We start from the raw sequence: 26,862 nt of genomic DNA, 5'->3' as shown, positions 1-26,862 counted from the left end.
AATTTTGTTGCTGAAAATTATCATTTTTTTCTTTTAATAACCCCCCATTCCAATCCAAATCCAAAAATTTTTATTTGACCATAAAGTTAATTTAAATTACACTTTTGATCGGATTTTAAACAGGATGAGATAAGGAATACCAATTATGCAAGCAAAAACCGAACACAAAGGAAAAACAAATTTTATAGGGAATAGTTTTCGTGGAATTATTAATCGCCTCAAACCTAAAAATGAACGCTCTTCTTTCTCCAGTAAATTAACGAAAACTAATCACTCTGAAACTGATAATTTAGATCTCAAAAAAAATAAAGGTAAAGAAAAAGAAATAGATCGTTTTTCATCGACAACTGATTCTAGTACAGAAGAAATTTATTACCCGGTAAAGCTAAGGCCCAAAAAAACTGTAAAAGCCCCCCAAAGTATCAAACTGAATTCATTAATTACAGAGCAAAGTACCCCCGAACTTTGGCGCAAGACTTCAGTGTATCAAGTGATGGAACAATTCAATGGAGACGCTGTTGAAAGATTCAGTAATTTTCCTTGGTATACTCAACAGGCTGTAATAACTTTTCTCACTACTCAACAACAAATCACGTTTCATCCGATTAAGAATAAACAAATTTCAATAATAAAACAGATGCTTGAACAATTGGATAAGGGCTATCAAAAGTATCTAGAGGAGACCAATGATGAATTTAACCAAGCTGGCGCTTTGGCTCAATATTTAAGAGCTTGCATTGAATCATTATTTTCGGATGATTTTGAGGATGTTCTTCCTTTAGCTAGTGCAATATATCATGACGGAGGACTAAACTATCTTCCTCAAATGGAATTTCATGACGAGCAACTGGAATATCATCTACGTGCTTTTTTCCAGGCGCAACTTTTATGCCTTCATCGCGCCTCTTCTTCTCCTACTTTTAATGAAGTTTTACCTTATTTGATACAGTATTTGGAAGTTCCAGCATATAACCTTTTACTTGCCCAATTAATAGAAAAAACTGCTGAAGCAAGTTATCTTTCCACACAGAACAAACAATTCATCACAGGACAACGATTAGCTATGGATGCGGGAAAAGTCCCTCAAAAATTCGTCAGTTTACGTGCGAAGATACTGCCTGATAATGAGGCCTTTAGAACTGCAGTAATAAGCGCTTTATCACTCGATTTTTACCAAACAAACAACATACGCCCTGCTAAGTTTCCAAAATGTAGCACAGAAGAAGCTGATTTTTTTATACCCAAGGACAGTACACTCGAAAAAAGGCTCTCTGCGACGATTGAAAATTTTTCAAATGAATATAGGAAATGTAAATTAGAATCCAACTCTAATCTTATAAAACCCGTTGCTAAAAATATGGCTACACAATTAAAAGCCGTGTTACTTGATGATGATCATAGTTCCCAATACGAAGTTAATTCGCCATCATTAGTAACTTATGGCTAGACGCTATTGGTCCATGCAACTAAGTGAGTATTGGCAGGTTGGGCAAGGTCCAACCTATCAATACGAAAGAGCGAACAGTAAGCTGGACTGGATTGTCGTAACTAAGTAGGTTAATTTAATGGATAAACTCTAAACTTAGGATCCTATGATTACAGCCTACTTAAATGAGGAAACGCTAAAAGCCTATGAAATCAGGGAGGATAATCTTTCTTCATTAAAAGATGCAGTCTGGATTGATATGCTACAACCTACTCGTGCAGAAGAATTAGAGCTTGAGAAATTACTCGGCTTAAATATCCCAACTCGGGAAGAAATGATTGAGATTGAGTTATCGAGTCGACTTTATAAACATAAAGATGCCTTGTTTATGACAGCGTCCATGATTGCGCAATCTACCTCACGGGATCCCAAGCAGGATGTGGTCACTTTTATTCTAACTAAGAAGCAACTTGTTACTATTCGTTACATCGAGCCTCAGGCCTTTAAATTACTTTCTTCTCACTTAAATAGCTCCGACTTAAACTATAATCATGCAGCTACGGTACTTATCGAACTACTCGAGGCTACTATCGATCGCTTAGCAGATATCCTCGAAGTTGTCGGCCATAATCTGGAAGAATACTCTAAATTGATTTTTAGACCTGACCTCTCCTCATTGGAAGAAGAAAAACCAAATTACCAATTTTTAATCCAAAAAATGGGTACAAATGCAGATTTAAATACAAAAGCACGTGAGTGTTTGGTGACCTTTAGCCGCCTTATCCCTTTTTTCGGTCAATCCGTTGGGACAGACCTCGATACCAAAGGACATACAAGGCTTGCTACTCTAAGTAAAGATGTCGGCGCATTAAGCGATCATGCTAGCTTTATTTCTACGAAAGTGAATTTTCTCTTGGATGCCACTCTAGGTCTGATTAATATCGAACAGAACGCCATTATCAAAATATTTTCTGTCGCAGCAGTTATTTTTCTGCCCCCCACTCTCATCGCTAGTGTTTACGGGATGAACTTTCGTTTTATGCCCGAACTTTCTTTCAAATGGGGTTATTTCTTGGCCATCGGCATGATGTTTCTTTCTGCTTTACTTCCTTATAAATACTTTAAACGGAAGAAATGGCTTTAATTGATTGGGGAAGCCGTTGTCCCTACAAGAGGGACAACCACTTTTCTTAGGGAGTGGGAGGTACTGTCGGTGCTACAGCGGGTGGAGTCCCTACTCCAAATAAACTTAAAATCAACAAAACAAGGAAGATAACGATAAATAAGAAAAACAACACTTTTGCAATATCAACAGCACTGGAGGCTACGCCTCTGAAACCAAATACCCCAGCAACTATTGCAATGACCAAGAAAATAAGAGCCCAGGTTAGTAGCATGATTAACTCCTTTTATTTTTAATAATCCTCTAATACTCATCTTTAATACTAGGCAGTAACTTTGTCTTTGTAAAATATTAATTTTTTGGGCAAATTTATGAAGCAGGTCGGGCCTGGACCTTTCGCGAAGAGGGGGTTCAAAGCAGCGGGTTAGCCTTAAAAATTCGCTTAAGACATAGAGAGAGATTCTCATATAGTTGCTACACCAACTCTCGGATTCCGTGGCAGGCTAGGAGGGGTCGTTTCTTTTAAAGCCCAAAGCCTTCAAGCGTTCTTCTATATCGGGATGGGTTGAAAACGCATTGTTAAACGATTTAACCGGGTCAATGCTGGATGGATCGAATAAATAGGACGATTGTCTAAGTTGTTCATGAGCAGTATTTCCATATTCCTGCACATATTCTGCCGCATGAAGTTGATTATCTTCTGAAATTTTTAGTAAAGCCCGCGCCATTGGTTCATTATCCCGCATTAACTCGACGGCACCGGAATCGGCCATATACTCGCGGGTACGACTTAAAAACAGTGTGAGCACTACGGTGATGATCGGTAAGATATAACGCAAAAGAGTAATCACTAGCACAAACTGGTTTTGCCCTCTTCTATCATTATCATTTCGAAAAATCACAGAATAAAATAAAATATCGACCACAATAAGCATAATATTAGAGAGCACCGCGACCATTAAAGTTAATTTGATATCATGATGTCGGATATGACTTAATTCGTGAGCCATAACAGCCTGCATTTCTGCACGATCTAATTTTTCCATCAAACCCCGCGTAATAGCCACCATGGCCGATTTTTCGCTATAACCACTCGCAAAAGCGTTCATATAGTTTGCTTCAATAATATACACTTTTGGCATAAACTTTAGTCCCGCTGCGACCTTCATTTCCTCAACCACATTATAGAGTTGTTTTTCTTGCAAACTTTGCGCAGTTTCAGGTGTGATTTCATGATAATCGGTACCCAATAGCATGATTTTGTCATACATTGCATAGGTAATTAGTAATGATATCACCGCAAAAACAAACATGAGTATCGTCGCAAAAGGGATTGCTTGAAACGTTACTAAGGCATAAAAAGACTGGCTCAGTGTGGAATGAGGAATGAAATTTTCCTCTAAAATAATCGCGTCTACAAGTAATCCTACTAGGGTATAAATTGCAATAAAGAGCACAATGACCCAACGGGTCTTGCGCTCATTTCGTCGCAACTCTTCACGCCAATTGCCTACAGAGGCTTGATATTCTGAAAGTGGCATAAGTTAGCTCAAAATTTGACTGTATAATCTTCATGTGCCTGAATTTTCTCTTCGGGCAATGACCAATATTCAAACACTTTGTCTAACTTATCATGGAAGAAACTAACTATTAATGATTCAAAGAAAGATTTTTTCTTCGCTTCATAGCGCTCCACACTGTCGTTATAAGCTTGTTTTGCATAAGCTAGCTTATTCTCAGTGTTAACAATCTCTTCCTGCAGTTGCATTACGTTTTGATTCGCTTTCAAATCAGGGTATTGCTCGAATACCACATTTAAATTTGAAGCAATCTGGGAGATGCCGTTTTCAGCTGCTATACGTCCTTTTTCATCACCAGCAGCCTTCGCAGCTTGAGCTTGATTTCGCAGAGCCACCACATCCTTTAAGGTAGTCTGCTCGTAATCCATGTATTTTTTGACTGTCTCAATTAGGGATTCGAAAACTTTATACCGCCGGTCCAATTGAATATCGATTTGTCTCTTATTGTTATTAATGGATTCAATTAAGCCAATAAGGCTATTAAAAATACCGACAATCCAGAATACCAAGAGAACGACTATCACTAAAATCGCAATCAGAAAGGTACGCATCGCTTCATTCCTTTTTTATTTAGCCACCAATAATTTATAGCCCTAATAGTAGGAAAAAATCAAATTGACTATTGAAAGTTCGAAGCGAGAATGAAGTCCAGAGCCGACTGGCGCTAAGCTAATTTATTTTCTCAAGTGTCGGCCATAGATGGTAAAAATGATGAACAGGTCCAAAACCTTTGCCCAAATCTTCATTTTTTGCTGAATCAATTGCACGAAAAATGTATCTTTTCGCAGTTTGACAAGCCTCAGGCATATTAAATCCAAGCGCTAAGCATGAAGCAATTGCTGCCGATAAGGTGCAGCCCGTTCCGTGGGTATTTTTGGATATAACTCTCGGGCTTTCTAGCCAATGGCTATTCCCTTCTCTATCAAGCAAGAGATCATTAGAGTGCTTATCTTCTAAATGTCCGCCTTTTAATAACACGTATTCTGTTCCTAATTCCAAAAGTTGTTGAGCCATTTCAGGCAGGTTTGTTAGACTTGTGGAACCTAGTAAGGTTTTTGCCTCAGGTAAATTGGGGGTTATTATGCTTGTTAAAGGAATAAGATGGGTTTTCATAGCATCTAAAGCTGCGGGATCTAATAAGGAATCGCCACTTTTAGCAACAGTGACCGGATCAAGCACAATAGGAATTCCCTGGGCGTATTGATTAATGAAGTTGGCAACAAGCTCAACAATTTCTTTTTTAAATAACATGCCAATTTTGATACTATCCGGTCTAATATCTTCAAAAATGGCATGCAACTGCTCATCGATTGCGGATATGGGAAGCTCATAACAGGATTTAACCCCCTGAGTATTTTGCACAGGTAGAGCAGTTAAAACAGTCATCCCATAACACCCAAAAGCGGAAAAGGTTTTTAAATCCGCTTGAATACCTGCTCCCCCAGAGCCATCAAATCCAGCAATAGACAAGGCTTTGTAACGCATACTCATTTTTAATCCCCCAAACTTCCCAATCAGTTTACAATATACACTCATCCCCAGAGACCAAGGAAAGTTCTTCGTTGAATAAGACCCAATCCGGATTATACAAATTATCGATAAATAATTGTCTGAAATGACCAGGTCCTTGAGCTTGTTGATGGACTGATTGACCGCATAAACCAAAATAAGCAGTCCCATGGACAGCGGCTTGATAAAAATTTAAACCTGTTGCCGCGAATGCTGCAATCACAGCAGTTAAAGTACAACCCATTCCGGTAACCAAGGGCATCAGTGGCGAGCCAAATGGGAGGCTCATTTTTTCTGCGCCATCAGTAATTAAATCAATAGGCCCACTGACGACAACCACTTTCTGCATGGAAGAAGCAAGTGTTTGAGCAGCGGCCGCAGCTTGATTCACAGAACGCGAAGCCTCCACTCCTTTTGTTTCACTCACGTCACCAACTAAGGCTAAAATTTCACTGGCATTACCACGAATAATATCGGCAAAAGGAAGAAAATTTTTGGCGGCTTCTGTCCGTAATCGACTAGCTCCTGCTCCGACCGGATCTAAAATCACTGGCTTTTTTTGGCAGCTCGCCATTTCTGCGGCTTGCTCTGCTCTTTCGCAAAAACGTTGATCTAAGGTGCCGATATTGAGATAAACTGCTTGGCTAATGCTAACCAACTCGGCTAGTTCTTCGCGGGATTGACTCATCAACGGCGCCGCACCCAGAGCTAGTAAGCTATTTGCCATCAAATCCATGGTGACAAAATTAGTTAAACATAATACTAGGGGTTTAATCTGACGTAAATTAGTTAAAGAGGCTTCTAATTCTTTAATTAACTTAATCATTTTTTCCTCTCCAGACATTTAACTACGTTCAACTAATTGACGCAAATGAGTGGTCATCGCACTAGGATTGGCAGCATCGTGCAAAGCACCAATCACCGCAACCCCTTTAGCTCCGGCTGTCATAACTTCTTGAATGTTATGTTGATTAATTCCTCCGATGGCAACCACCGGATGTATAGAATTCTTAGCCAAGGCATTTAAACCCGCTGCGCCCCAAACTTTACAAATATTCGCCTTATTATTCGTTGGGAAAACAGCACTCGCCGCGACATAATTCACTTCATAGGCATTCGCTTTAACAAGTTCTTGTCCTGTTTCGATAGATAAACCTATCCATTTATTCGCGCCTAACCGTCGACGAGCAACGAGGGGGGAGCCATCTGATTGCCCTAAATGCACCCCATGAGCATCAATTTCTAAAGCAAGCTCTACATTATCATTAATAATTAAAGGAATATGGAATTGATCTAACAGTGCTTTTAGTTGACGAGCATAATCGAGGAGGAATGCGCGTGTAGCTCCTTTTTCGCGTAGCTGTACACTAGTCACTCCTGAAGCGATGCATTTTTCGATAAACTGCAAATAATCGGCTAATGGCTGTTCTTGCCGATGAGTTATCAATATTAATTTATAAAATTCAGCTATCATTATTGCTCGGTAAAACTTAGGCTCAATCGAAATTAAATCCCTTTGAATCCTTACCTTATCGATGTAACAACCTTGTTACATAGGAGTGATATAATATACCCAAGAAACTCCAAAATGCTATTTTTTGCCTCTTGAGGTATCTTAAAAAAATTTAGCGCTAAAATGAGGTTAGGTCTAAATAGTATTTATGAACATGAAAAAAAATCATATTTTAATTATCGATGATGATAAAGAGATTAATTTATTAATTAGTGATTATTTATCTCAACATGGTTATAGAACAACCTGTGCCTATAACGGAAGCAATTTAGCGCATTTATTACGTGACAATAATTTTGACTTAATCATTCTTGATATTATGTTGCCAGGTCCGGATGGTTTGAGTTTATGTAAGACAATTCGACAAAATTATGACGTGCCTATTTTTATGTTAAGTGCCGCCGACAGCACGGCCGATCGTGTTGCTGGATTGGAATTGGGTGCTGATGACTATATCACCAAGCCCTTTAGCGCAAGAGAACTGTTGGCTCGAGTCAAAGCTCAGCTAAGACGGGCTAATGGTGAATTGCAACAAACCAGTCAACGCTTAAAACCAATGAAACGCTTGCGATTTGCTAATTGGCAATTGGATCGAGAAACGCATTGCCTAATCGATGAGGAGGATATTGCAATTTCTTTAAGCCAGCGTGAATATGACTTATTGCTTATTTTTCTAGAGCATCCAAGCCGAATTCTAAGTCGCGACCAGTTAACCGATTTGCTATACGATCGTGATTGTGATCCCATGGACCGCACAATCGATGTTTTAATTGGTCGTTTACGCAAAAAAATCGAATTAGACGCGCGTAATCCTCTCTTGCTAAAAACGATTAGAGGCGGTGGTTATCAACTAAAAGTACAAGTCAGCTTATCATGAGCAAATTAACTTCATCCGCTAAAAAAACCTATGCTTTACTCATTACAGGCAATCTACTCGTGTTGCTAGCCTGTATTATTTTAATTCAATATTTTATTTTTTCTGCATTTAAACCGGTTATCCCACCCAATACAGTGCACTCCATTACCAAATTGGTCCATCGGCTACAATCACAGCCAGAAGCCAATTGGCCTACAGTATTACAGAAACAAAAAATACCCTGGTCAAAAATGTCCTTATCAGAAACACCGCTTTATCAGGATGCCTTGCTTAGAATTCAACCTCCGGTCATTTTTGATTTATTAAAACAGCATAAGAAATTGCAACTTTCTGTTTTTATTAAGGAAAAATCTTGGTTAAATTTTAGTTTGATTCCGCCTCTTCATAATCACACCAGTTTGAGGGCTGCTTTGATTGCTGCGCTTCTGGGATTATTATTTCTGTTATTTTTAATCAATTATTGGGCAGTAAAAAATCTCAATCAACCAATTCAAACATTAATCCAAAGCCTGAAATACAATGAAAGCCAAGAAAATTGGCTACCGATTCCTCTCACCGGAAATGGCGATCAACGTATGCTGTTTAATCAGATTAACTCATTACAAATGAAAATGAGCAAACTATTACAAAACCGCACTCAAGTCGTCACTGCTATTTCTCATGATCTGCGCACGCCCTTGACTCGTTTAAAATTACGCATGGAATACCTCACGCAAAACGAGCATTTTGACAAAATGATGCATGATATTAACGACATGGAAATGATGATCCGTGAAACCTTGGACTATTTCAAAGAAGCTCACGATGAAGAAAAAAAACAGCGCTTTGACTTAATTGCCATGCTGCAATCGCTTTGTGAAGATGCTGCGGATCTAAAATTTAATGTGCAATTTTCTTCTAAGATAAATAAATTAATTTATTTTGGTTCCCTCAATTTACTAAAACGCGCTTTTTCTAATTTAATAAATAATGCCATTTATTACGGTAAAGAGGCCGTTGTTTCTATCGAGAAAGAAGGAAATCAGGTGGAAATTTCCATAGAAGACAGTGGTTCTGGGTTAAAAGAAAATGAGATTGAACAAGTCTTTCTTCCCTATTATCGCGGTGACAGTTCCCGCTCACGCGAGACTGGCGGCGCTGGATTAGGATTAACTATTGCGAAGGAAATTATTCAACTTCATAACGGCAAAATCAGTCTGACAAATCGTGCACAGGGAGGGCTGAAAGTTTTGGTTAGTTTTCCTTTAGATCTTAAGTGATTCGGTTTTCACCCCCTCAGGTATACAGTTGTAAACAATTCACAAGTATTTTATGATTTATAGATGAGAATTCTATGAAACGGATCTTCCATGTTAAAAAAAACCTCTTGGGTTGCTCTTTTTTCCTGTAGCTTTTTGCTCCAAAGCCATGCAGCTCCGCCACCTCCTACTTCAAGTTATATGCCTGTCGTTGATAAAGAAAGTTTTCAGACAGTTTTAGAGCGCATGTCCGGCGCAAAACAAGGCCTGAATGATAGGCAACAAGGCTTACTTAATCAACGCTATGATTTGAGTAATAAACCCTCAAAAGACACGATGTCCACGGGTAAACCGCTCCAAGATGGCGTACGCGTAAAACTGCCGCAGGGTACGAGCTGGGATGATTTGGCTAAGATGACCCCGGAGCAAATTAAGGAAAGGGGATTGTTCCCACAAGGTTTTCTGCCTCTACCCCACCCCAATCAAGCGGAAGGGGGAATGCTGTTTCCTAAATTTGCTATCGACGAGATTAATAAACAAGAAGGTCGCGACTTAACTCGTTTTGACCTTGATTTCGATATTCCTGATCATTTTTTACCTGCCTTTCCACCAGCAATCTATTTAACAACCCGTCCCGATCTTGGTGATGTTTCTCAAGGTAAACTTGTTACTATCGAGAATTATTTTGATATTTTTAATGGCATCCTTAACCCTAAACAGTTAGAAGGTTTAAGATTATTAGTCACTCCATTTCCTCAGCAGCAATATAACCAAACAGACGATCGACGCACAGTTAAAGCAAGCCGTGGCGTTGCTTGCCTGGATTGTCATGCGAATGGTCATACCAATGAAGCGACTCATTTAGTAGGTGATATACGCCCACAAGAGTTTCGCCATCGCATTACTACGCCAAGTTTAAGAGGCGTTAATATTCAACGTTTGTACGGTTCCCAACGGGCTCTTAAAACAATAGAGGATTTTACTGAATTCGAGCAACGCGCTGCTTATTTTGATGGAGACCCGGTGATTGCGACTAAAAAAGGAGTCAATATACTTGAGCGTGGCAGTCAGGTCCATTTTATGGCTGAATTCCAAGAGATTTTGGATTTCCCTCCAGCACCTAAATTAAAATGGGATGGTAAACTTGATCCAGCTAAAGCGACACCACAAGAGTTACGCGGACAAGAGCTGTTTTTCGGCAAAGCACAATGCGCTACCTGCCACGCCCCTCCCTACTATACCGACAATACCATGCATAATTTACAAACAGAGCGTTTCTTTAGTCCGCAGATGATTAATGGCATTAAAGCAGTAGGCGATGGTTCAATCAAAACGTTCCCCTTACGTGGAATCAAAGATTCACCCCCTTATCTGCATGATGGCCGCTTGCTCACGCTGGAAGATACCGTTGAATTTTTCAATTTAGTACTCGGAGTTCAGCTTAATCAACAAGAAAAGCAAGATCTAACTGCATTTATGAAAGCCTTGTAATTAGCTAAATCTCCCCCTTTGCAAAACAGAGGGGGATTTTCTGTTCTTACCTTATCGCTCACAAAATATTATTAGAAGTTAATCATGAAAAAAATAAATCTTTTGCCCTTACTTAGTTCCATTCTTCTTGCTTCCTGTCTGACTCATCAAAACATGGATGTTGTAACTGATGACGCCGGTTATCCGCATTACACTATTCCTTATCAAGGCGATACGCGAGGACAAGCTGTTTTTCCAATGCAGCGACAAGCAACTGGAGAAAAATTATTCATCTTTGATCCTAAAGCTTCAGCCTGGGCAGCTTACAATGAGCAAGGCAAGCGCGTTATGACAGGCTCCGCTTCTGGAGGAATGGATTTCTGCAAAGACATCATGCAATCCTGCCGAACAGTAACAGGCACCTATACTGTTTATGACAAAAAAGGAGCCGATTGTAAATCAAGTGAATTCCCAATCTCTCTCGACGGGCATGCTGGCGGAGCAAAAATGCCCTACTGCATGCACTTCTATCATGGTTATGCTATTCACGCTGCTTATGAGGTACCCACTTATAACAGCAGCCACGGCTGTATCCGGGTGCTTCCAGGTGCGGCGAAATGGTTAAATGAGAATTTTATCGATGTCGGAACGACTGTTTTAGTGCTTCCTTATGCTTGATCAAATAGCCTTGATTGAGACGAAGTTGTAATCAAGGTTTATCTATCTTGATATGCACGGAAAAATTATTTGACTCCGTTCGGGCTGAGGAGGCCGTAAGACCATCTGGAAGCCTTGCAAATCCTGAGGCGAGACTTCGAGACGGCGTAAACGCCTCCTCAGCCCGAGCAGTTACCGATTACAGCTTCAACAAAGGTTTCAAAAAATGGCCTGTGTAAGACTTCTTATTCTTCGCCACTGTTTCGGGCGTACCAACCGCAATAATTTGTCCACCTTTACTTCCGCCCTCAGGTCCTAAATCAATGATCCAATCCGCTGTTTTTATGACATCTAAATTATGTTCAATAATAATGATCGTATTACCTTGCTCTCGCAAACGAAACAATACACTAAGCAATTGTTTTGTATCGTGAAAATGCAGGCCTGTTGTTGGTTCATCAAGAATGTACAAGGTATTTCCTGTATCTCGTTTTGATAATTCACGAGCTAACTTTATTCGCTGAGCTTCTCCGCCCGACAATGTCGTCGCGCTTTGGCCTAAACGAATATAAGACAAACCAACATCAATTAAGGTCTGACATTTTCTGGCAATAACTGGAATTGCATCAAAGAAACTGCGTGCATCTTCAACAGTCAACTCAAGGATTTCGTGAATATTTTTGCCCTTATATTCAATTTCTAAGGTTTCTCTGTTGTAACGCTTACTCTTGCAAACATCGCAGGATACATAAATATCCGGTAAAAAATGCATTTCTACTTTGATTAAACCGTCACCCTGACAAGCTTCACAACGTCCTCCGCGAACGTTAAAGCTAAAACGACCAGGCTGATAACCTCTTGCACGCGCTTCAGGTGTTCCTGAAAATAGTTCGCGAATGGGGGTAAAAATACCAGTATAAGTCGCCGGGTTAGAGCGTGGGGTTCGACCAATGGGGCTTTGGTCTATATCAATGACTTTGTCACACAACTCTAGGCCCGTAATTTCTTTCACTGCCCCGGTTGTGAGTAAACTTGCGCGGTTTAATTTGTTGGCTGCAATCGGGTATAAAGTATCGTTAATTAAACTCGATTTTCCAGAACCTGAAACGCCAGTAATGCAAGTAATAATTCCCAATGGAATCCTCACCTCGACATTGCTTAAATTATTGCACTTAACGCCTTTTAAATGAATCATTCTTGATTCATCAATCGCGGTTCTTGTGGCAGGCACTGCAATCGACTGTTTACCCGAGAGATATTGTCCTGTTAAGGACGCTTGATTTGCCATGACCTCTTTTGGCGTGCCCTGAGCAACCACTTTTCCACCATGCACACCGGCACCAGGACCGATATCTAAAACATAATCCGCCGATAGAATGGCATCATGATCATGCTCCACCACAATCACAGTATTTCCCAAATTCCGTAAATGCAGCAAAGTCTTGAGCAAGCGATCATTGTCGCGTTGATGCAAACCAATAGACGGTTCGTCGAGAATATACATAACGCCCACCAAACCAGAACCAATCTGACTTGCCAAACGAATTCGCTGGGCTTCGCCCCCAGACAGTGTTTCGGCACTTCGAGCGAGTGATAAATAATCTAAGCCAACATTCACTAAAAATCCCAAGCGCTCCACGATTTCTTTATTAATTTTTGCAGCAATTTCGCCTCGATAACCGGTCAGCTCGAGACAGCTAAAAAAGTCGTAGGCTTTTTCGATGGAATAAGAAGTAATTTCAGGAAGGTTTTTATCGTCAACAAACACATGCCGAGCTTCCTCACGCAGGCGAGCCCCCTGACATAATTGACAAGGGCGTGAAGACAAATATTTAGCCAACTCTTCACGAACCATTGCAGAATCCGATTCGTGATAACGGCGTTTCATGTTCGGAATAATCCCTTCAAAGGGATGATTTTTAACCATGTAATCGCCCTGTCCTCTTTGATAGTGAAATTCAATAATGTCCTTTCCACTGCCATAAAGAACTATTTGCTGAATTTCTTCGGGCAAATCGCAAAAAGCCGTTTCAATATCGAAGTGATAATGTCGCGCCAAAGACTCCAACATCGGGTAATAATAAGTGGTTTTTTTATCCCAGCCACGAATAGCGCCCTCGGCCAAACTTGCCGTTTTATCATGAATCACTCGCTCGGGATCAAAAAATTGATCGACTCCTAAACCATCGCATGAAGGACAAGCACCCACAGGGTTATTGAACGAAAACAGCCGCGGTTCCAATTCGCTTAAACTATAGCCACACTCGGGACAAGCAAATTTTGAGGAAAAAACAATTTCAGAAAAATCATCGTCAATAGGAGCAACAATTGCCAAACCTTCTGCACGATTCAACGCATTTTCAAAGGATTCACTTAAACGCTGGGCTAAATCAGCTCGGACTTTAACTCGATCAATAACTACTTCGATAGTATGCTTTTGACGCAAGGTTAATTTGGGCGGATCATCTAGTTCGCACAACTCTCCATCAATCCGCGCACGAACATAGCCTTGTGCTTGCAGTTGTTGCAATAATTGCACATGCTCCCCTTTCCGCTCTCGCACTACTGGCGCCAAAATCATCGCCTTAGTTCCTTCCGGCATTGCCAGAACTTGATCAACCATTTGGCTGATAGTTTGAGCATGCAAACTAACCCCATGAATGGGGCAGCGAGGCTCGCCTACTCGCGCAAACAACAGACGTAAATAATCATAAATTTCAGTGATTGTTCCGACAGTAGAACGAGGGTTGTGTGAGGTTGCTTTTTGTTCGATTGAAATTGCCGGCGAAAGTCCCTCAATCGAATCAACATCTGGTTTTTCCATCATCGATAAAAATTGACGGGCGTAAGCAGAAAGTGATTCAACATAACGGCGCTGGCCTTCAGCGTAAAGCGTATCGAAAGCTAAGGATGATTTACCTGAACCTGAAAGTCCGGTGATCACGATTAATTGATTACGCGGCAACTCCACATTAATATTTTTAAGATTATGTGTTCTTGCGCCACGAATACTGATGGAATCCATAAATATTTAATTCAAAAAAGGTAAATTATAGCTCATAAATAGCATGAAGGAAAACGAAGAGATCTTTTAGGCGTCGCTCGATTTTTTCCAATATGTAATTTCCAAAAATGAGGGCTTCAGATTTTTCATTAAATTCGGCCTAGCTCTCTAATTTCTAAAGATGATATACTCTTTTTCACGTTCACAAAGCCAAGCTTGTTATGCGCCCATTTTTAAATTTTTTTATGAGCACAGTCCTGCTTTTTTGTGTGGGTTATGCTCATGCTGATAACAATTTTAAAGAATTCGAGCAGCAAATTAGTGACTCCGTCATTACCGCTAAAATAACAGCCAAATTTGCAAAAAACTCTGATCTTAATCCTTTGAAAATTTCAGTTTCAACTAAAGATGGTATCGTCACCCTCAAAGGGAATGTTAAAGACAAGCAAACTTTTGTCGATGCTTTGAAGCTTGTCAAAGTAACGAAGGGCGTAAAAGCAGTTGAAGCCGATGATTTAGAAATTAAACAAGTCAATACAGCACTCGCTGACACCTACATTACAGCCAAAGTCGAAGCAGCGATTTTAAAAGCAAAAGTGTTCGATGATGAATCAATTCCATTGGTAGGAATCAATGCATCAACAACAAATGGTACAGTGACTTTATCAGGGAAAGTGAAGCAAGATAGATCCATTGTCTCTATAATAAAGCGCGTCAATGCGATTCGAGGCGTGAAAAAAATTATTTCTAAACTTCAGGTAAGCAAGGATGCATAATGAAACCATTAACGCGTTTTAAATACTTTCTTTGGTCTTTTGGGCGCTTCAAAATCCCTTTAATAGGTCATTTAAAACCTAAATTAATTGCCTTTGATAGCAAACGTGCCGTACTTAAACTTCCATTGACGCGCCGCAGTAAAAATCATCTCAATTCAATGTATTTCGGCGCACTTGCAGTTGGGGCAGACTTAGCGGGTGGGTTGCACGGTTTTTATTATACGAGTCAATTAAATTTAAAAATGTCTCTCGTTTTTAAATCCTTTCAAGCACAATTTCTTCGGAGACCTGAATCCGACGTTTATTTTGTTTCTGAGATGGGAGAGGAGGTCAAAGCAATGATTGAAGAGTCGCAAAAAACAGGGGAGCGGATTAACAAACCGATAACGATTAAAGCTTATACTAATTACCCTGAAAATCCCGAAGAAGTTGCGGATTTTATTTTAGAACTATCAATTAAAGTCTTATCTTAAATCTAGACCCTGCTTAGGAAGAGTAGCTAAAATGAAAACTCATTCGACCTACCTAATCTTTCCATTGATATTTCTAATTTTTATTTATTCCATCCTGCTTTATCTTATTTTTTCTAGTCAACGTATTGTCGATTTTACTCCCTTTTATACCTCTGCGAAATTACTTCTTTCTGGGAATAATCCTTACCCAGTTCAATTGATTATCTCAGTGAATTTAAACCCTCCTTTTTTTATCTGGCTTTTTAGTCCTCTGGCCTATCTTAGCTATCATAAGGCACTGATTATATGGGCAATTATGTCGCTTTGCTTGGGATTGGTAGCGGCTAATATTGCATTTCGCTATGCTTTTTCTGATGAAATTTGGAAAAAATATCGACTAATTTTTTACATTATTTATTTTTCATTTTTCCCAATTTTAATGGATACCTCCATTGTACAAATCGGGGCTGTTTTAGCTTTTTTTATGATGGTAGGCTACCATTTTTATCTTAATGATCGTTGCTATCTGGCTGGCATTTCATGGGGAATTATTATTGCTCTAAAACTATTTCCAGCCTTATTATTTTTCTACGTCTTAAAACAAGGGAGAAGGCAGGTATTTTTGAGCATGCTTGCAACTTTTTTATTAGCTTGCCTAATTCCCGTTTTGATCTATGGTCCGACGATTTATTCGCAATATCATTCCATGGTGGCACGCATACTATGGTTTGGTGATAGCTGGAATGCTTCTATCTATGGCTTCCTATTCCGTCTACTTATTGATACAAACTCTAGTTATCATAATTTGATGCCCATAGAACTCTTGTATGCAGGCCTATTTTTAATTTCACTTCTTGTCTATTTAAAAGCGCTTGGGCCACGTTATATCAAGGGCCAAACGGATCAGAGCAATCATCAACCCTTCTGCCTAACTCTTGTAATGATGTTATTATTAAGTCCTTTTGGCTGGTTATACTATTTTTCAGTTTTAATGTTTCCATTAATTCTTAGTTTCATGATCTCTTTTGATAAAAAAACCTCCTCTATTCCCGTCTTATTGTGGACTGCTTGTTTCTTTCTCATTAATTTCCCACAGGCTTATGTTATTAATAAAAGCATGCATAATTTTACTGAGCGAATTACCTTATTTTCATTTGATTTTTATGGCTTATTAGTTTTATTTTATATTTTAACCTCTAATCAACAAATTCAAGGAAATAATGAGTTAAAGATAGAAACCATGCTCGAAAATGAGAGAAAGCGTCGCTCGCTTCTTGCAGTAGCTATCTTTTTTATATTTGGCTTAATTGTGCCACTTAATAGCTTCCTAATTAGCTTGTCCCTAACGCCGGAGGATAGAGCTAAGCTGCTTAGGCAAATGGAAAATTTAAATAATAAAGGAGTTAGTCAGTGAAGCTAAATACCGTGGTCACAACCTATTATCATGAATAGTCGTTATTTGCCAACCGCTTTTATTTCTATTCTTCTTATCGCTTATTACCTGATTTTTTATTTCCTATTAAACCACCCCAATCAACTGGATTTTACTTCTTTTTATGCAGCGCTTGTATCGCTAAAAAATCATGAGAATCCTTATGGAGTATTATGGAGCCATTTTTTACCAGTAGCCAAAGAATTAACACCCAATTTAAATCCACCTGCTCTGTTATGGATTTTCAGCCCGCTAGTTAAGCTCAATTACTATGCTGCACTTCTTCTCTGGATCGCCTTTTCGTTTACGCTAGGATTGTTAGGTGCAGGCCTTGCTTTTTATTATGCATTTTCATTTAATTTTCTGAAAAAATATTGGCTGCTCTTATTATTATTTTATTTGTCATTTTTCCCGACGATGGTCAACACCATTTTAGTTCAAGTGGGTTCTTTTTTATTATTTTTTATAATGATTGGTTATTATTTTTTCCTGAGAGATCGCAGCTTTCTTGCCGGATTTATTTGGGGATTTGTCGTAGCAATTAAGTTATTCCCTGCTTTAATATTTTTTTATGTTATCAAACAGGGCCGCTCGTCTGTTTTTTTTATAATGCTTGCCAGCTTTTTAGTATTCAGTTTAATGCCTTTTGTTAGTTATGGAACCGACATTTATTTGGCTTATTTTGCCGTGATGAAGCGCGTATTTTGGTATGGCGATAACTGGAATGCTTCGATCTATGGCTATATTTTTCGTTTATTTGGTTACCATGACAAGCATTATCTGGAACTTGGTTATCTCGTTTTATTTTTTAGCTTTTTAGGAGGATATTTTTACAATCTTCAGCCAAATCAAACAACAGAAGTGAATCATCAACCTTTTAGTTTGACTCTGACAATGATGTTACTGATCAGTCCATTTGGCTGGCTTTATTATTTTCCAATCCTTATTTTCCCACTTGCATTAGGTTGGGCAATTGCTACTAATGAGATCAAATCGACAAAAAAAACCATCTTGCTATGGCTACTGTGTTTTTTCCTGATTAATGTACCGCAAAGTTATGTGACAACTAATGCGATGCAAAACTTTGCAGTTTCTTTTATTTTTTCCTCTTTTTATTTTTATGGATTGCTGTTGTTGAATTATTTTTTCGTACTCAAGAAGCAACTTCCAGGAAAAAACGACTTTAATCACGGGCAGGAAAATTCTATTTTTATTCTAATTGTTTTTTTTATATCCTTGTTTGGTCTTATCACAACAACGCTAAAATTAACTCTGACCGTGCATACGTCCCTACTCGCTGCGAGTTAAAATTCCCACCTCAATAGGAATTGACAAACGGTCTAGCGGAGTCTAACGTTAACTGAAGAATATCGATTTTGCCTATTACGCATAAGCTGCGATGATTGATTTAATAATTCATACTCAACCAGATGACGAAAGTTGTGGTCCTACTAGCTTACATGCTATCTATCGCTATTATGGATTAGATATCAGTCTGGAGCAGGTCGTTAGCACCGTAGAACGCTCGCTTTCCGGTGGAACTTTAGCGCCAATGTTGGGTAAACATGCCTTAGCGCATGGTTTTAGTGCAACGATTTATATCAATAGTCTCGACGTATTCGACCCCACCTGGTTTTCACCCGATCAAGATGAGGATGTCTGTCAAAAAAATTTAGCCAGCAAGTTAACCGCACAAATGAAACATAAAAGAGATAGAGCCATAATCCAAGCAAGTGAGGCTTATTTAGAGTACTTAGCTTCGGGCGGGCGAGTGCGGTTTCATACTTTGAGCGTACAATTATTAAGAGACTACTTTCTTAAAAACATCCCTATCTTAACGGGTCTCAGCGCCACATATCTCTACCGTAGTTCTCGTGAGCGCTTTTCTAAGTTGGGGGAATCCATCTATGATGATATTCGCGGTACACCTTGTGGTCATTTTGTTGTATTGTGTGGTTATGATGAAAGAAAAAGACTGATTGTAGTGGCCGATCCGCATCGAGAAAATCCAATTTCACATGATAACTATTACAAGGTAAGTTCGAATCGTCTGATTAATGCGATTCTACTCGGTGTTTTAACTTATGATGCTAACTTATTAATTATTCAACCGACAGGTCTTTAAATGGAAACTATAATTGTTACGGATGATCCCTTGAGCTGGAACTTTTTATCCCCTCTTGCCTCAATTATTCATGCCTCAGATTACTTATCCAATGCCAATTACCATCAAAGCAAATCCGTGCGGGTCATTAACCTTTGTCGCTCTTATGAGCATCAAACAATAGGCTATTATGTCTCACTACTTGCTCATGCGCGCGATCATAAAGCCATCCCCTCAGTAGATAGCATTCAAGATGTTTTAAGTTCAAGTTTATCTAAATTTATTTCGCAGGATGTGGATGACGAGATTCAACATAGTTTACATGACATTAAAACTGACGAATTTATATTCAGCCTTTATTTTGGTCAAAATATGGCTAAATGTCATGCTTCCCTGGCTAAAAAATTACATGGATTATTTCCATTACCCATGCTTCGTTTTACATTTGAAAAGAAAAAACAGTGGCGAATTAAAGGATTACAAATTCTATCTCCTGATGACATTCCTGCTAATCACCAGGAATTCATGCGACATGCGTCGGAATGCTATCTATCCAAAAAACGCTTTCATCAATGGCGTAAAAAACAACGTTTTCATGATTTAGCCATTCTTATCGACCCCAGCGAGCCGAATGCCCCATCGAATAGAAAAGCCTTAGACATTTTTGCTAATGTAGGTGAGTCACTGGGTTTAAACGTTGATTTTATTGAAAGGAATGATAGCCGAAGTATTGCCGAATATGATGCTTTGTTTATTCGCGCCACGACGGCAGTGAATCATTACACTTACCGCATGGCAAGGCGAGCAGCCCAAGAAAATCTTGTGGTCATCGATGATCCGCAATCTATTGTCAAATGCAGCAATAAAGTTTATTTGGCCGAATTAATGCGTAGCCATCAAATTTTAACGCCTGATACCACCTTTATTAGCAAATACGATAAAGATATTCCCAATATTGAATTTCCCTGCGTCCTAAAACGCCCGGATAGCGCCTTTTCACATGGCGTACTTAAACTAGATGATTCAAAAGCATTACAAAAATCGCTCGCTCAATTTTTTAAAATCTCTGATTTGGTATTAATCCAGCCTTTTATTCCGACGGAATATGATTGGCGAATTGGCATTTTAGACAATAAACCTATTTTCGCCTGCCGCTATTACATGGCTAAAAACCATTGGCAAATTTATAACTGGGAAGCGATGGGTGAAAAGGATTCCATGAGAGAACCAATGAATGAAAAAATAGAAGGGCCTCACGAAACAATTCCAATCCATGAGGTACCCGAAGCCATCGTTAAAACGGCATTAAAATGCACTCGTTTAATTGGCGACGGTTTATATGGGGTAGATATTAAAAGTCAGGGAGATAAACATTACGTCATTGAAGTAAACGACAATCCCAATATTGATTTTGGCATCGAAGATAGACTGGTTGGTGAAGCTCTTTATGAGCAGATTATGAATGTCTTTTTACAACGAATTCGCAGGAAGCATGGTTATGTCTAATTATTCACTTTTTTCTGTATTAGGTATTGAAATTGAGTATATGCTCGTCGACCCTGAAAAATTAAATGTACAGCCTAAAAGCGATATCATTTTGAGCGCTTTGGCGGGAAAACAAGCTAATGAGGTTGAATTAGGCGATATTGCCGTGAGTAATGAGCTAGTTCTGCATGTTCTTGAGCTAAAAAATAATGGACCTAAGCCAGCAAACGCGCCGATAGTGCAACAATTTCAACAAACAATAGAGCAATTACAACCTTTATTGACTCAACATAATTTGTGTTTACTCCCGACAGGCGCTCATCCCTGGATGGATCCTCTGACTGAAACGAAGCGCTGGCCACACGGCAATATGGATATCTATCGCCAATATGATTCTATCTTCAATTGCCAAGGACATGGCTGGGCAAATTTGCAATGTGTGCATCTTAATCTGCCCTTTGCCAATGATGAAGAATTTTGTCAGCTCCATAATTTAATTCGTCTGATTCTGCCTTTACTACCCGCAATTGCCGCAAGTACACCCTTTTTAGACGGAAACAAAACAGGACTTAACGATTCGCGTTTGTATTATTACGGCAAGAATCAGCAAAGTATTCCCTCGATTAGCGGGGAGATTATTCCTGAATTTATCTGCTCTGAAGCACAATACCAGCAAGAAATCTTAGAGCCGATGTATAAAGACATTCGTCCTTTTGATCCTCAAGGAATTTTGCAACATGAATGGCTTAATTCTCGCGCAGCTATTCCTAAATTCAATTATAAAGCCATTGAAATTCGTATTCTCGATTCACAAGAATGCGTTCAATCAGACATTGCCATAGTACTTGCAATTCACGCTATTTTGAAAAATTGGCAAGCTAATTCGAGCTATTATTTAGACAATCCCTGTGATATTAAACGCTTGCGATCTGTTTATGATCAAACGATAAAAACCGGCTTAGCATCAACTATTGATGATTCCGATCTATGTAATCAGTGGCAACTTCCTAAACGAAAAATGAGCGCCCAGCAGATTTGGTCTCAGCTTATTGAACGTGTTAGCACCGATTTGGATAAGCCCAGTCAGCAGGCACTTGAATATATTTTGAGTCAGGGTAATTTAAGCGAGCGAATTGTTCGCGCTTGTGGAAATGATTATAGTAAATCGACTTTAACACGCGTTTATCGCCAATTGGGTCATTGTTTGTTAACGAATCAGGTTTTTAATCCTACATGAAAGAAATCGCTCTTATTGTAAGCTGTGAACATGCAGTCAATACCGTTCCGAATGCTTACCAGGATCTCTTTGCCTCACATTTGGAATTATTAAAAACTCACCGCGGCCTCGATTTAGGGGCCCAAGATCTTGCCTATTTTTTTAGCCAACAATTTAGTTGCGATCTGGTGCTTGCTCAAGCAACTCGTTTGCTGATCGACTGTAATCGGAGTCTACATCACCGCCATTGCTTTTCTGAAATCACGACTGTTTTATCGAAAGAAGAAAAGACCTTCCTGATCCATCAATATTATTTGCCCTACCGTCAGCAAGTTGAAGAAAATATAAAAAAACACATCCAGCAAGGAAAATTAGTGTTGCATTTATCCATGCATAGTTTCACACCTACCTTAAACAATCTCACTCGCAATACGGATGTGGGTTTCCTGTATGATCCCAAACGAAATAATGAAAAAAAACTTGCTACACTTTGGCAAAGACAATTTAAAGATCATAACTCAAATTTACGGGTACGTCTGAATTACCCTTACCGAGGCGTCAGCGACGGATTTACCTCAGCTCTACGTAAACGTTTTATGGATGATGAATACGCCGGGATTGAAATCGAATCAAACCAAACTTTAATGAGTAATGCTGAATCTTTATCAAAACTCTGCCAGATATTAACTCTAACGCTAAAAACCTTGATTAAAAACTTTGCTTAAGGCTCTACTTGGCTGAACCTCCGCGAGGCGGGATCCACAGCGATGATCCAGCAAATAAAGAAAAAATACCTGAAACTTTGATAATGAATAGCAAGGAGCGTTATACTCTGCGGTTTTAAATAATGGTTTGAGCTTCTAATGGTTTCTAATGAAGCAGTGGATGCGGTCATTACCTGGGTCGATGGTAGTGATAAAGCGCACGCTGAAAAATTAACGAATTACTGCCTACAGCACGGCATCAAACGTTCAGCAGGTGCTGCACCTACTCGATTTAATGAGCGTGGGGAACTGAGTTACTGTGTGAGTTCTCTGCTGCGCTTTGCACCTTGGCTTAGAACCATTTATATTGTCACTGATAATCAAATTCCTCCTATTATCAAGCAATTGGAAGGAACTGCTCATGCAGCTAAGGTAAAACTTATTGATCATCGTGATATCTTCTACGGGTTTGAAAACTATTTACCCACTTTTAATAGCTTAACCATCGAAACCGTTTTATGGCGCATCCCGGGGCTCTCTGAGCAATTTATTTATTTTAATGATGATTTTTCGCTGATTCGTCCTGTGTTCCCAGAAGATTTCTTTCGTGATAATAAACTAGTCTTGCGTGGCGAATGGAGCGTTCAGTTTGAACAAAAATGGCATAATAAGGTAAAAAATTATTTCCTGAAAACCAGGCAAAACTGGGCAATAAATAACCCGCATCGAGCAGTACAAGAAAAAAGTGCGAGGCTAGCAGGTTTTCATAAGCGTTTTTTTCATCTCCCCCATGCACCCTATCCGGTTAAGAAAACAATTTTTGAACGTTGTTTTCAAGAAAATCCCCAATTACTATCCGAAAATTTAAGCCACCCTCTGCGTGATCTTAAACAATTTTGGCCCATTTCCTTGATTCAACATCAAGAAATTCAAAGGGGAAATGTCATTTTCGACTCTTCACTAAAAGTAATAACAGTAAACGGTGGCTTTCATTCCCTGGCTAAAATTAAGTCACGATTAGCGCGGGCAGACAAGAAAAATAATATTCCATTTATATGCCTACAAAGTATTGATGAAGCACCGGAGTCGACACAGAAATTATTATTTAACTGGCTTGATAATAAAATATACGGTAAATGAGCGTTTTATTACGCGGATTTTCTCTCTAGTTTGCGCCGTGAAAGCGGTTGGGCAGGCCTTGGCCCAACCTACACGATTATTTTACATAAACTGGTGGCGGTGGGGCATCGAATCGGTAGATTAGACCAAAAGCCACCTGACCTGTTTGGGGTGTGATTTTTGTAGATTTAGTGACCTGACCATTGGGATCATAAACAAAGCTGTAGACACTTCGATAAGTGATTGCACTAAAGTCAACCATCACAGAAAGTTTCTCTGTGAAAGCATGGCGAATTCCAGCCCCCCAGCGCAGGCCACTTTTTCTGGATCTAGAACTTTGTATTGATGGGTCTGCCCCTTCAAAGATTTCCACCCTACCATTGGCATAGCCAATACGGCCATAGAGTGTAGTATCGGGAGAAATAAGAAAGCCTGGCAATGCACTCACACCATAACTGTTTCTGATAGTGAATCTGTTTTTCTGGAAGTTCAGATTGAGATATTCATCATTGGTTAATTTATATTCGACTGAACTCAGCGTTCCATTGACTTCAGCTGCTATAAAAATTTGCTTATAGATATAACTAAATCCCGCAAAAATAGTACCAAAAAAACCTGCTCCTCCTAAACGTTGCTTGGCCACTACATCGAATGTCCCCAAGCGCTGGACATGTGCTTTTTGACTAAATCTTGCAGCTTCGGGACCAAAAGCACCGCCAACATAAAAACCAGAAAAACAGGGGTTTGCAGCTAACAAAGAGACTAGTCCAATTACATGTGTTTTCCTTAACATATGATTCCTTAATATATAATTAGCACCAATTGATTGTATTCTGTCCTAATCTTATTGTCTATTGGTCAAAATTAAGGAATTAGTTAATAAAGATTAAACTTGTTCGCAAAAAATGCTAGTTTAATTATTCACTTCAAATTTGAGAAAAATATGAGTCAAACCAAGCAATTACTCTCTTATGCCCGACATGGTGACTTTGCTCATCCTGGTGAGGTTGAAGCGATTCAGCTCGCTATGGCACCCATTCCCAAAAACAAGTCACAGCGTCTTCTTGATGTCGGCTGTGGTTTAGGCGGGACCGCACATTATTTGCAACAACGAAATTGGGGTGAAATTACTGGTATTGATTTGGATAATGAGCTCATACAGTATGCCAAAAAACATTATCCAGAAGTCTCTTTTGTTCAGGGCGATATTTTACAGGCGGAAATATCGCAAACCTTCAATGTCATTTATTGTTTTAGCTCTTTCTTTTGCTTTTCCTCGCAACAAAATGCGCTTCATCAATTTGCAGGTTTGGCAGACAAGGGATGCAATTTAATGATTTTTGATTATTCCCGTCCCCATGCCTCACCTCTTGAAAGTCCGTTTTCTTGGTCCAAAACTGCTTCGAGATTTCATCCTATTTATTTACCTGAATTAAAAGAACAACTCTCAGTAGCAGGCTGGCATTATAAAACGAGTTTAGACGTTAGTACTCAATTCGAACATTGGTATGTTCAATTGCTACACTATTTCGAGACCAAAAAAGAAGCGATCCTCTCACAGTTTGACCTGTCTTTGTTTAAGACAATGCGTGATAGTTATCACCAGCTACTAATCGATCTCAGAGAACAGAAAATTGGTGGAATTATTGTATACGCTACTCGATAATTATTGGTAAAGGGATCAGGTTCGTGAAACGCATCGTTATCTGCTGTGATGGTACATGGGATTCTCCCGATATAATATCAATGGCGTACCGGTAAAAACCAATGTCGCAAAGATTGCTGGCGCCGTTTTAACAACTAACACCGGCGTCAAGCAGATGATGTTTTATGAAATGGGGATTGATACTTCTGGAAGCCGATTAAATCGACTTATTGATGGCATTACTGGAAACGGTTTGTTTGAAACCCTGTTAAATGCCTACCGCTATCTTGTTCACAATTACGAAATTGGCGATGAGTTATTCTTTTTTGGCTTTAGTCGAGTTAGTCGAGGCGCTTTCACCGTAAGAACCTAGGCTAGAATGATTCGCAATTGCGGAATTCTTCGACCCAATGAAATTGATAAAATCGATCAGGCTTTCAAACTCTACAATTCACGCTCACCTGCATCACAGCCGCGACAGATTGAATCACTCTTTTTCGCGGAACTTATGCGGTAGAGGATATTATACCCCCCGTATTTAAGACCGATCGATCAAAAAATCGCAGACTCAAGAAAAGAAAGCTGTCAATCACTTCATTCCTCAGTACTAGAGCGATATTTAAATGATAAGACTTATCGTCCGAAAAACTTAATAGAGTACATGAAGCGACGAAATTTTAATGAAATCTAGTTCTATTGATTCAAGACTTTCGATTTACTTTAATTTAAATGTCTCAAGTAGTTCATCCTGACCATCAAGCCACATCTGGTCGGTCATTTTCTCTTGAATATCCATAGGTAAAATTTCCATTTTTTCCTTGAGATCTTTAAGAAAGAAACTTGAGCGAGTAGCGTACTGAAACAAACTCAGGACTTTAGGCAAATTAAAGTTAGCCTCTCTCTTTTTGGTCCATTCAGGTTCATCCGCATGGCGTAATAAGTCTTCTAATTGTGCTAGATAAAAAGCTGATTTGCTTGGAAATTGGTTCGTCTCTGGAAAATCTTTTTTAATTTCTTCAATAAAAAGGTCTTTCTTTTTCTTCAGCAAATCTAAGGTCTTCTTATCATTAAAAGGAACCTTCACTTCAAATAAAAGATAGATAAAAACCCCAGCTGATCGTCTTGGACTATCAAGTGTGGTATCTAAAACTGAACAACCCTCTTTGTTAACCTCAAGTAAATTTTGTTTACCTGCAAAATCGACTAGAAACCTTAACATATTGAGATGACCACAAAAAGCAGCCAGATGAAGAGCAGTCCCATTTGTTATGACTTCTCTTTCTTGTAATAATACATCCGAACCTTTTTCACTCAAATATTGCCGCATGAATTCAAGTTGGTTTTTTATTGCACCATTGATCGCTGGCGGTAATTTATCCATTTTTGTATTGGGTCGAGTGTTTCTAGGATCTCGAACAGCTCTATCATTTGGAGATCTTTGTTCATTTTTATTACGCATAACCTTTGCACATTAAAAATCCAGATGGCCAATATTAACTCATATTGACCAATCAATCAAATTTTAATGCCTA

The 26,862-nt window shown here is 39.1% G+C and carries 26 protein-coding genes; 17 read left to right on the top strand and 9 right to left on the bottom strand.

The window, feature by feature from the left end:
- The first annotated feature begins 145 nt into the window (after nt 1-145).
- Both Ldro_RS04490 and Ldro_RS04485 read left to right on the top strand, forming a co-directional pair.
- Nucleotides 146-1,447, top strand: coding sequence for a hypothetical protein (locus Ldro_RS04490; protein WP_058495226.1), 1,302 nt, complete (start codon nt 146-148; stop codon nt 1,445-1,447).
- A gap of 145 nt (nt 1,448-1,592) precedes the next feature.
- Nucleotides 1,593-2,570 carry a magnesium transporter CorA family protein gene (locus Ldro_RS04485; RefSeq protein WP_058495225.1) on the top strand — a complete coding sequence of 326 codons (978 nt, stop codon included), beginning with the start codon at nt 1,593-1,595 and terminating at the stop codon, nt 2,568-2,570.
- 46 nt (nt 2,571-2,616) lie between these two features.
- Here Ldro_RS04485 and Ldro_RS04480 read toward each other — a convergent pair whose 3' ends face one another.
- The 6 genes from Ldro_RS04480 to thiE form a co-directional block, all read right to left on the bottom strand.
- Nucleotides 2,617-2,823, bottom strand: coding sequence for a DUF1328 domain-containing protein (locus Ldro_RS04480; RefSeq protein ID WP_058495224.1), 207 nt, complete (start codon nt 2,821-2,823; stop codon nt 2,617-2,619).
- 229 nt (nt 2,824-3,052) lie between these two features.
- Complete coding sequence (htpX, locus tag Ldro_RS04475; RefSeq protein ID WP_058495223.1) at nt 3,053-4,090, bottom strand: zinc metalloprotease HtpX; 1,038 nt, start codon at nt 4,088-4,090, stop codon at nt 3,053-3,055.
- An 8-nt stretch (nt 4,091-4,098) separates the two neighbouring features.
- Complete coding sequence (locus Ldro_RS04470) at nt 4,099-4,680, bottom strand: LemA family protein (RefSeq protein WP_058495222.1); 582 nt, start codon at nt 4,678-4,680, stop codon at nt 4,099-4,101.
- A gap of 118 nt (nt 4,681-4,798) precedes the next feature.
- Nucleotides 4,799-5,620 carry a bifunctional hydroxymethylpyrimidine kinase/phosphomethylpyrimidine kinase gene (thiD, locus tag Ldro_RS04465; RefSeq protein ID WP_338011182.1) on the bottom strand — a complete coding sequence of 274 codons (822 nt, stop codon included), beginning with the start codon at nt 5,618-5,620 and terminating at the stop codon, nt 4,799-4,801.
- A gap of 28 nt (nt 5,621-5,648) precedes the next feature.
- A complete protein-coding gene (thiM, locus tag Ldro_RS04460; protein WP_058495221.1) occupies nt 5,649-6,464 on the bottom strand; it encodes a hydroxyethylthiazole kinase in 816 nt (271 codons plus the stop codon).
- A gap of 18 nt (nt 6,465-6,482) precedes the next feature.
- Complete coding sequence (thiE, locus tag Ldro_RS04455; protein ID WP_058495220.1) at nt 6,483-7,112, bottom strand: thiamine phosphate synthase; 630 nt, start codon at nt 7,110-7,112, stop codon at nt 6,483-6,485.
- A 193-nt stretch (nt 7,113-7,305) separates the two neighbouring features.
- On the opposite strand from thiE, the gene Ldro_RS04450 reads away from it, so the two are divergent.
- From Ldro_RS04450 to Ldro_RS04435, 4 genes are all read left to right on the top strand, one after another.
- Nucleotides 7,306-8,028, top strand: a complete 723-nt coding sequence (locus Ldro_RS04450) for a response regulator transcription factor (protein WP_238583966.1) — start codon at nt 7,306-7,308, stop codon at nt 8,026-8,028.
- Complete coding sequence (locus Ldro_RS04445; RefSeq protein WP_058495218.1) at nt 8,025-9,287, top strand: sensor histidine kinase; 1,263 nt, start codon at nt 8,025-8,027, stop codon at nt 9,285-9,287. Before Ldro_RS04450 ends, Ldro_RS04445 begins: the two co-directional genes overlap by 4 nt.
- 90 nt (nt 9,288-9,377) lie before the next feature.
- Nucleotides 9,378-10,757, top strand: coding sequence for a hypothetical protein (locus Ldro_RS04440; protein WP_058495217.1), 1,380 nt, complete (start codon nt 9,378-9,380; stop codon nt 10,755-10,757).
- Between the two features lie 84 nt (nt 10,758-10,841).
- Nucleotides 10,842-11,414, top strand: coding sequence for a L,D-transpeptidase (locus Ldro_RS04435; protein WP_058495216.1), 573 nt, complete (start codon nt 10,842-10,844; stop codon nt 11,412-11,414).
- A gap of 178 nt (nt 11,415-11,592) precedes the next feature.
- On the opposite strand, the gene uvrA is transcribed toward Ldro_RS04435, so the two are convergent.
- On the bottom strand, nt 11,593-14,418 hold the full coding sequence (gene uvrA, locus Ldro_RS04430; protein WP_058495215.1) for an excinuclease ABC subunit UvrA: 2,826 nt from the start codon (nt 14,416-14,418) through the stop codon (nt 11,593-11,595).
- A gap of 224 nt (nt 14,419-14,642) precedes the next feature.
- Here uvrA and Ldro_RS04425 point away from each other — a divergent pair, with 224 nt between their 5' ends.
- The 9 genes from Ldro_RS04425 to Ldro_RS04385 all read left to right on the top strand — a co-directional run bounded on the left by Ldro_RS04425 (nt 14,643) and on the right by Ldro_RS04385 (nt 23,706).
- Nucleotides 14,643-15,173, top strand: coding sequence for a BON domain-containing protein (locus Ldro_RS04425; protein WP_238583965.1), 531 nt, complete (start codon nt 14,643-14,645; stop codon nt 15,171-15,173).
- Nucleotides 15,173-15,646 carry a PaaI family thioesterase gene (locus Ldro_RS04420; protein WP_058495213.1) on the top strand — a complete coding sequence of 158 codons (474 nt, stop codon included), beginning with the start codon at nt 15,173-15,175 and terminating at the stop codon, nt 15,644-15,646. Before Ldro_RS04425 ends, Ldro_RS04420 begins: the two co-directional genes overlap by 1 nt.
- Before the next feature lie 31 nt (nt 15,647-15,677).
- Entirely contained in the window at nt 15,678-17,039 is a 1,362-nt protein-coding gene (locus tag Ldro_RS04415) for a glycosyltransferase family 87 protein (RefSeq protein WP_058495212.1), read from the top strand.
- Nucleotides 17,040-17,069: 30 nt separating this feature from the next.
- On the top strand, nt 17,070-18,365 hold the full coding sequence (locus Ldro_RS04410; protein WP_058495211.1) for a glycosyltransferase family 87 protein: 1,296 nt from the start codon (nt 17,070-17,072) through the stop codon (nt 18,363-18,365).
- 91 nt (nt 18,366-18,456) lie between these two features.
- Nucleotides 18,457-19,182, top strand: coding sequence for a C39 family peptidase (locus Ldro_RS04405; protein WP_058495210.1), 726 nt, complete (start codon nt 18,457-18,459; stop codon nt 19,180-19,182).
- A complete protein-coding gene (locus tag Ldro_RS04400) occupies nt 19,183-20,667 on the top strand; it encodes a RimK family protein (protein ID WP_058495209.1) in 1,485 nt (494 codons plus the stop codon). It abuts the gene before it with no gap.
- Entirely contained in the window at nt 20,660-21,883 is a 1,224-nt protein-coding gene (locus Ldro_RS04395) for a carboxylate-amine ligase (RefSeq protein ID WP_058495208.1), read from the top strand. The genes Ldro_RS04400 and Ldro_RS04395 overlap by 8 nt, the downstream gene beginning before the upstream one ends.
- Nucleotides 21,880-22,587, top strand: a complete 708-nt coding sequence (locus Ldro_RS04390; RefSeq protein WP_058495207.1) for an N-formylglutamate amidohydrolase — start codon at nt 21,880-21,882, stop codon at nt 22,585-22,587. Before Ldro_RS04395 ends, Ldro_RS04390 begins: the two co-directional genes overlap by 4 nt.
- Nucleotides 22,588-22,725: 138 nt before the next feature.
- Nucleotides 22,726-23,706 (top strand): Stealth CR1 domain-containing protein, encoded by a 981-nt coding sequence (locus Ldro_RS04385; protein WP_058495206.1) that lies wholly within the window; start codon nt 22,726-22,728, stop codon nt 23,704-23,706.
- Nucleotides 23,707-23,782: 76 nt separating this feature from the next.
- On the opposite strand, the gene Ldro_RS04380 is transcribed toward Ldro_RS04385, so the two are convergent.
- Nucleotides 23,783-24,478 carry an outer membrane protein gene (locus tag Ldro_RS04380; protein ID WP_058495205.1) on the bottom strand — a complete coding sequence of 232 codons (696 nt, stop codon included), beginning with the start codon at nt 24,476-24,478 and terminating at the stop codon, nt 23,783-23,785.
- 150 nt (nt 24,479-24,628) lie between these two features.
- Here Ldro_RS04380 and Ldro_RS04375 point away from each other — a divergent pair, with 150 nt between their 5' ends.
- Both Ldro_RS04375 and Ldro_RS04370 read left to right on the top strand, forming a co-directional pair.
- Nucleotides 24,629-25,351: a class I SAM-dependent methyltransferase gene (locus Ldro_RS04375; protein ID WP_083497926.1), complete on the top strand. Its 723-nt coding sequence runs from the start codon at nt 24,629-24,631 to the stop codon at nt 25,349-25,351.
- Between the two features lie 55 nt (nt 25,352-25,406).
- The gene (locus Ldro_RS04370; RefSeq protein WP_058495203.1) at nt 25,407-25,703 is read left to right on the top strand and encodes a phospholipase effector Tle1 domain-containing protein; all 297 of its coding nucleotides are present in this window, start codon (nt 25,407-25,409) and stop codon (nt 25,701-25,703) included.
- 342 nt (nt 25,704-26,045) lie between these two features.
- Here the strand turns inward: Ldro_RS04370 and Ldro_RS04365 are convergent, their stop codons facing one another.
- Entirely contained in the window at nt 26,046-26,789 is a 744-nt protein-coding gene (locus Ldro_RS04365) for an ankyrin repeat domain-containing protein (protein ID WP_058495202.1), read from the bottom strand.
- Nucleotides 26,790-26,862 lie beyond the last annotated feature (73 nt).

The sequence above is a fragment of the Legionella drozanskii LLAP-1 genome (assembly GCF_001467585.1).
GTDB classification, from domain to species: domain Bacteria; phylum Pseudomonadota; class Gammaproteobacteria; order Legionellales; family Legionellaceae; genus Tatlockia; species Tatlockia drozanskii.
This window is presented reverse-complemented; position numbering and strand designations above follow the sequence as displayed.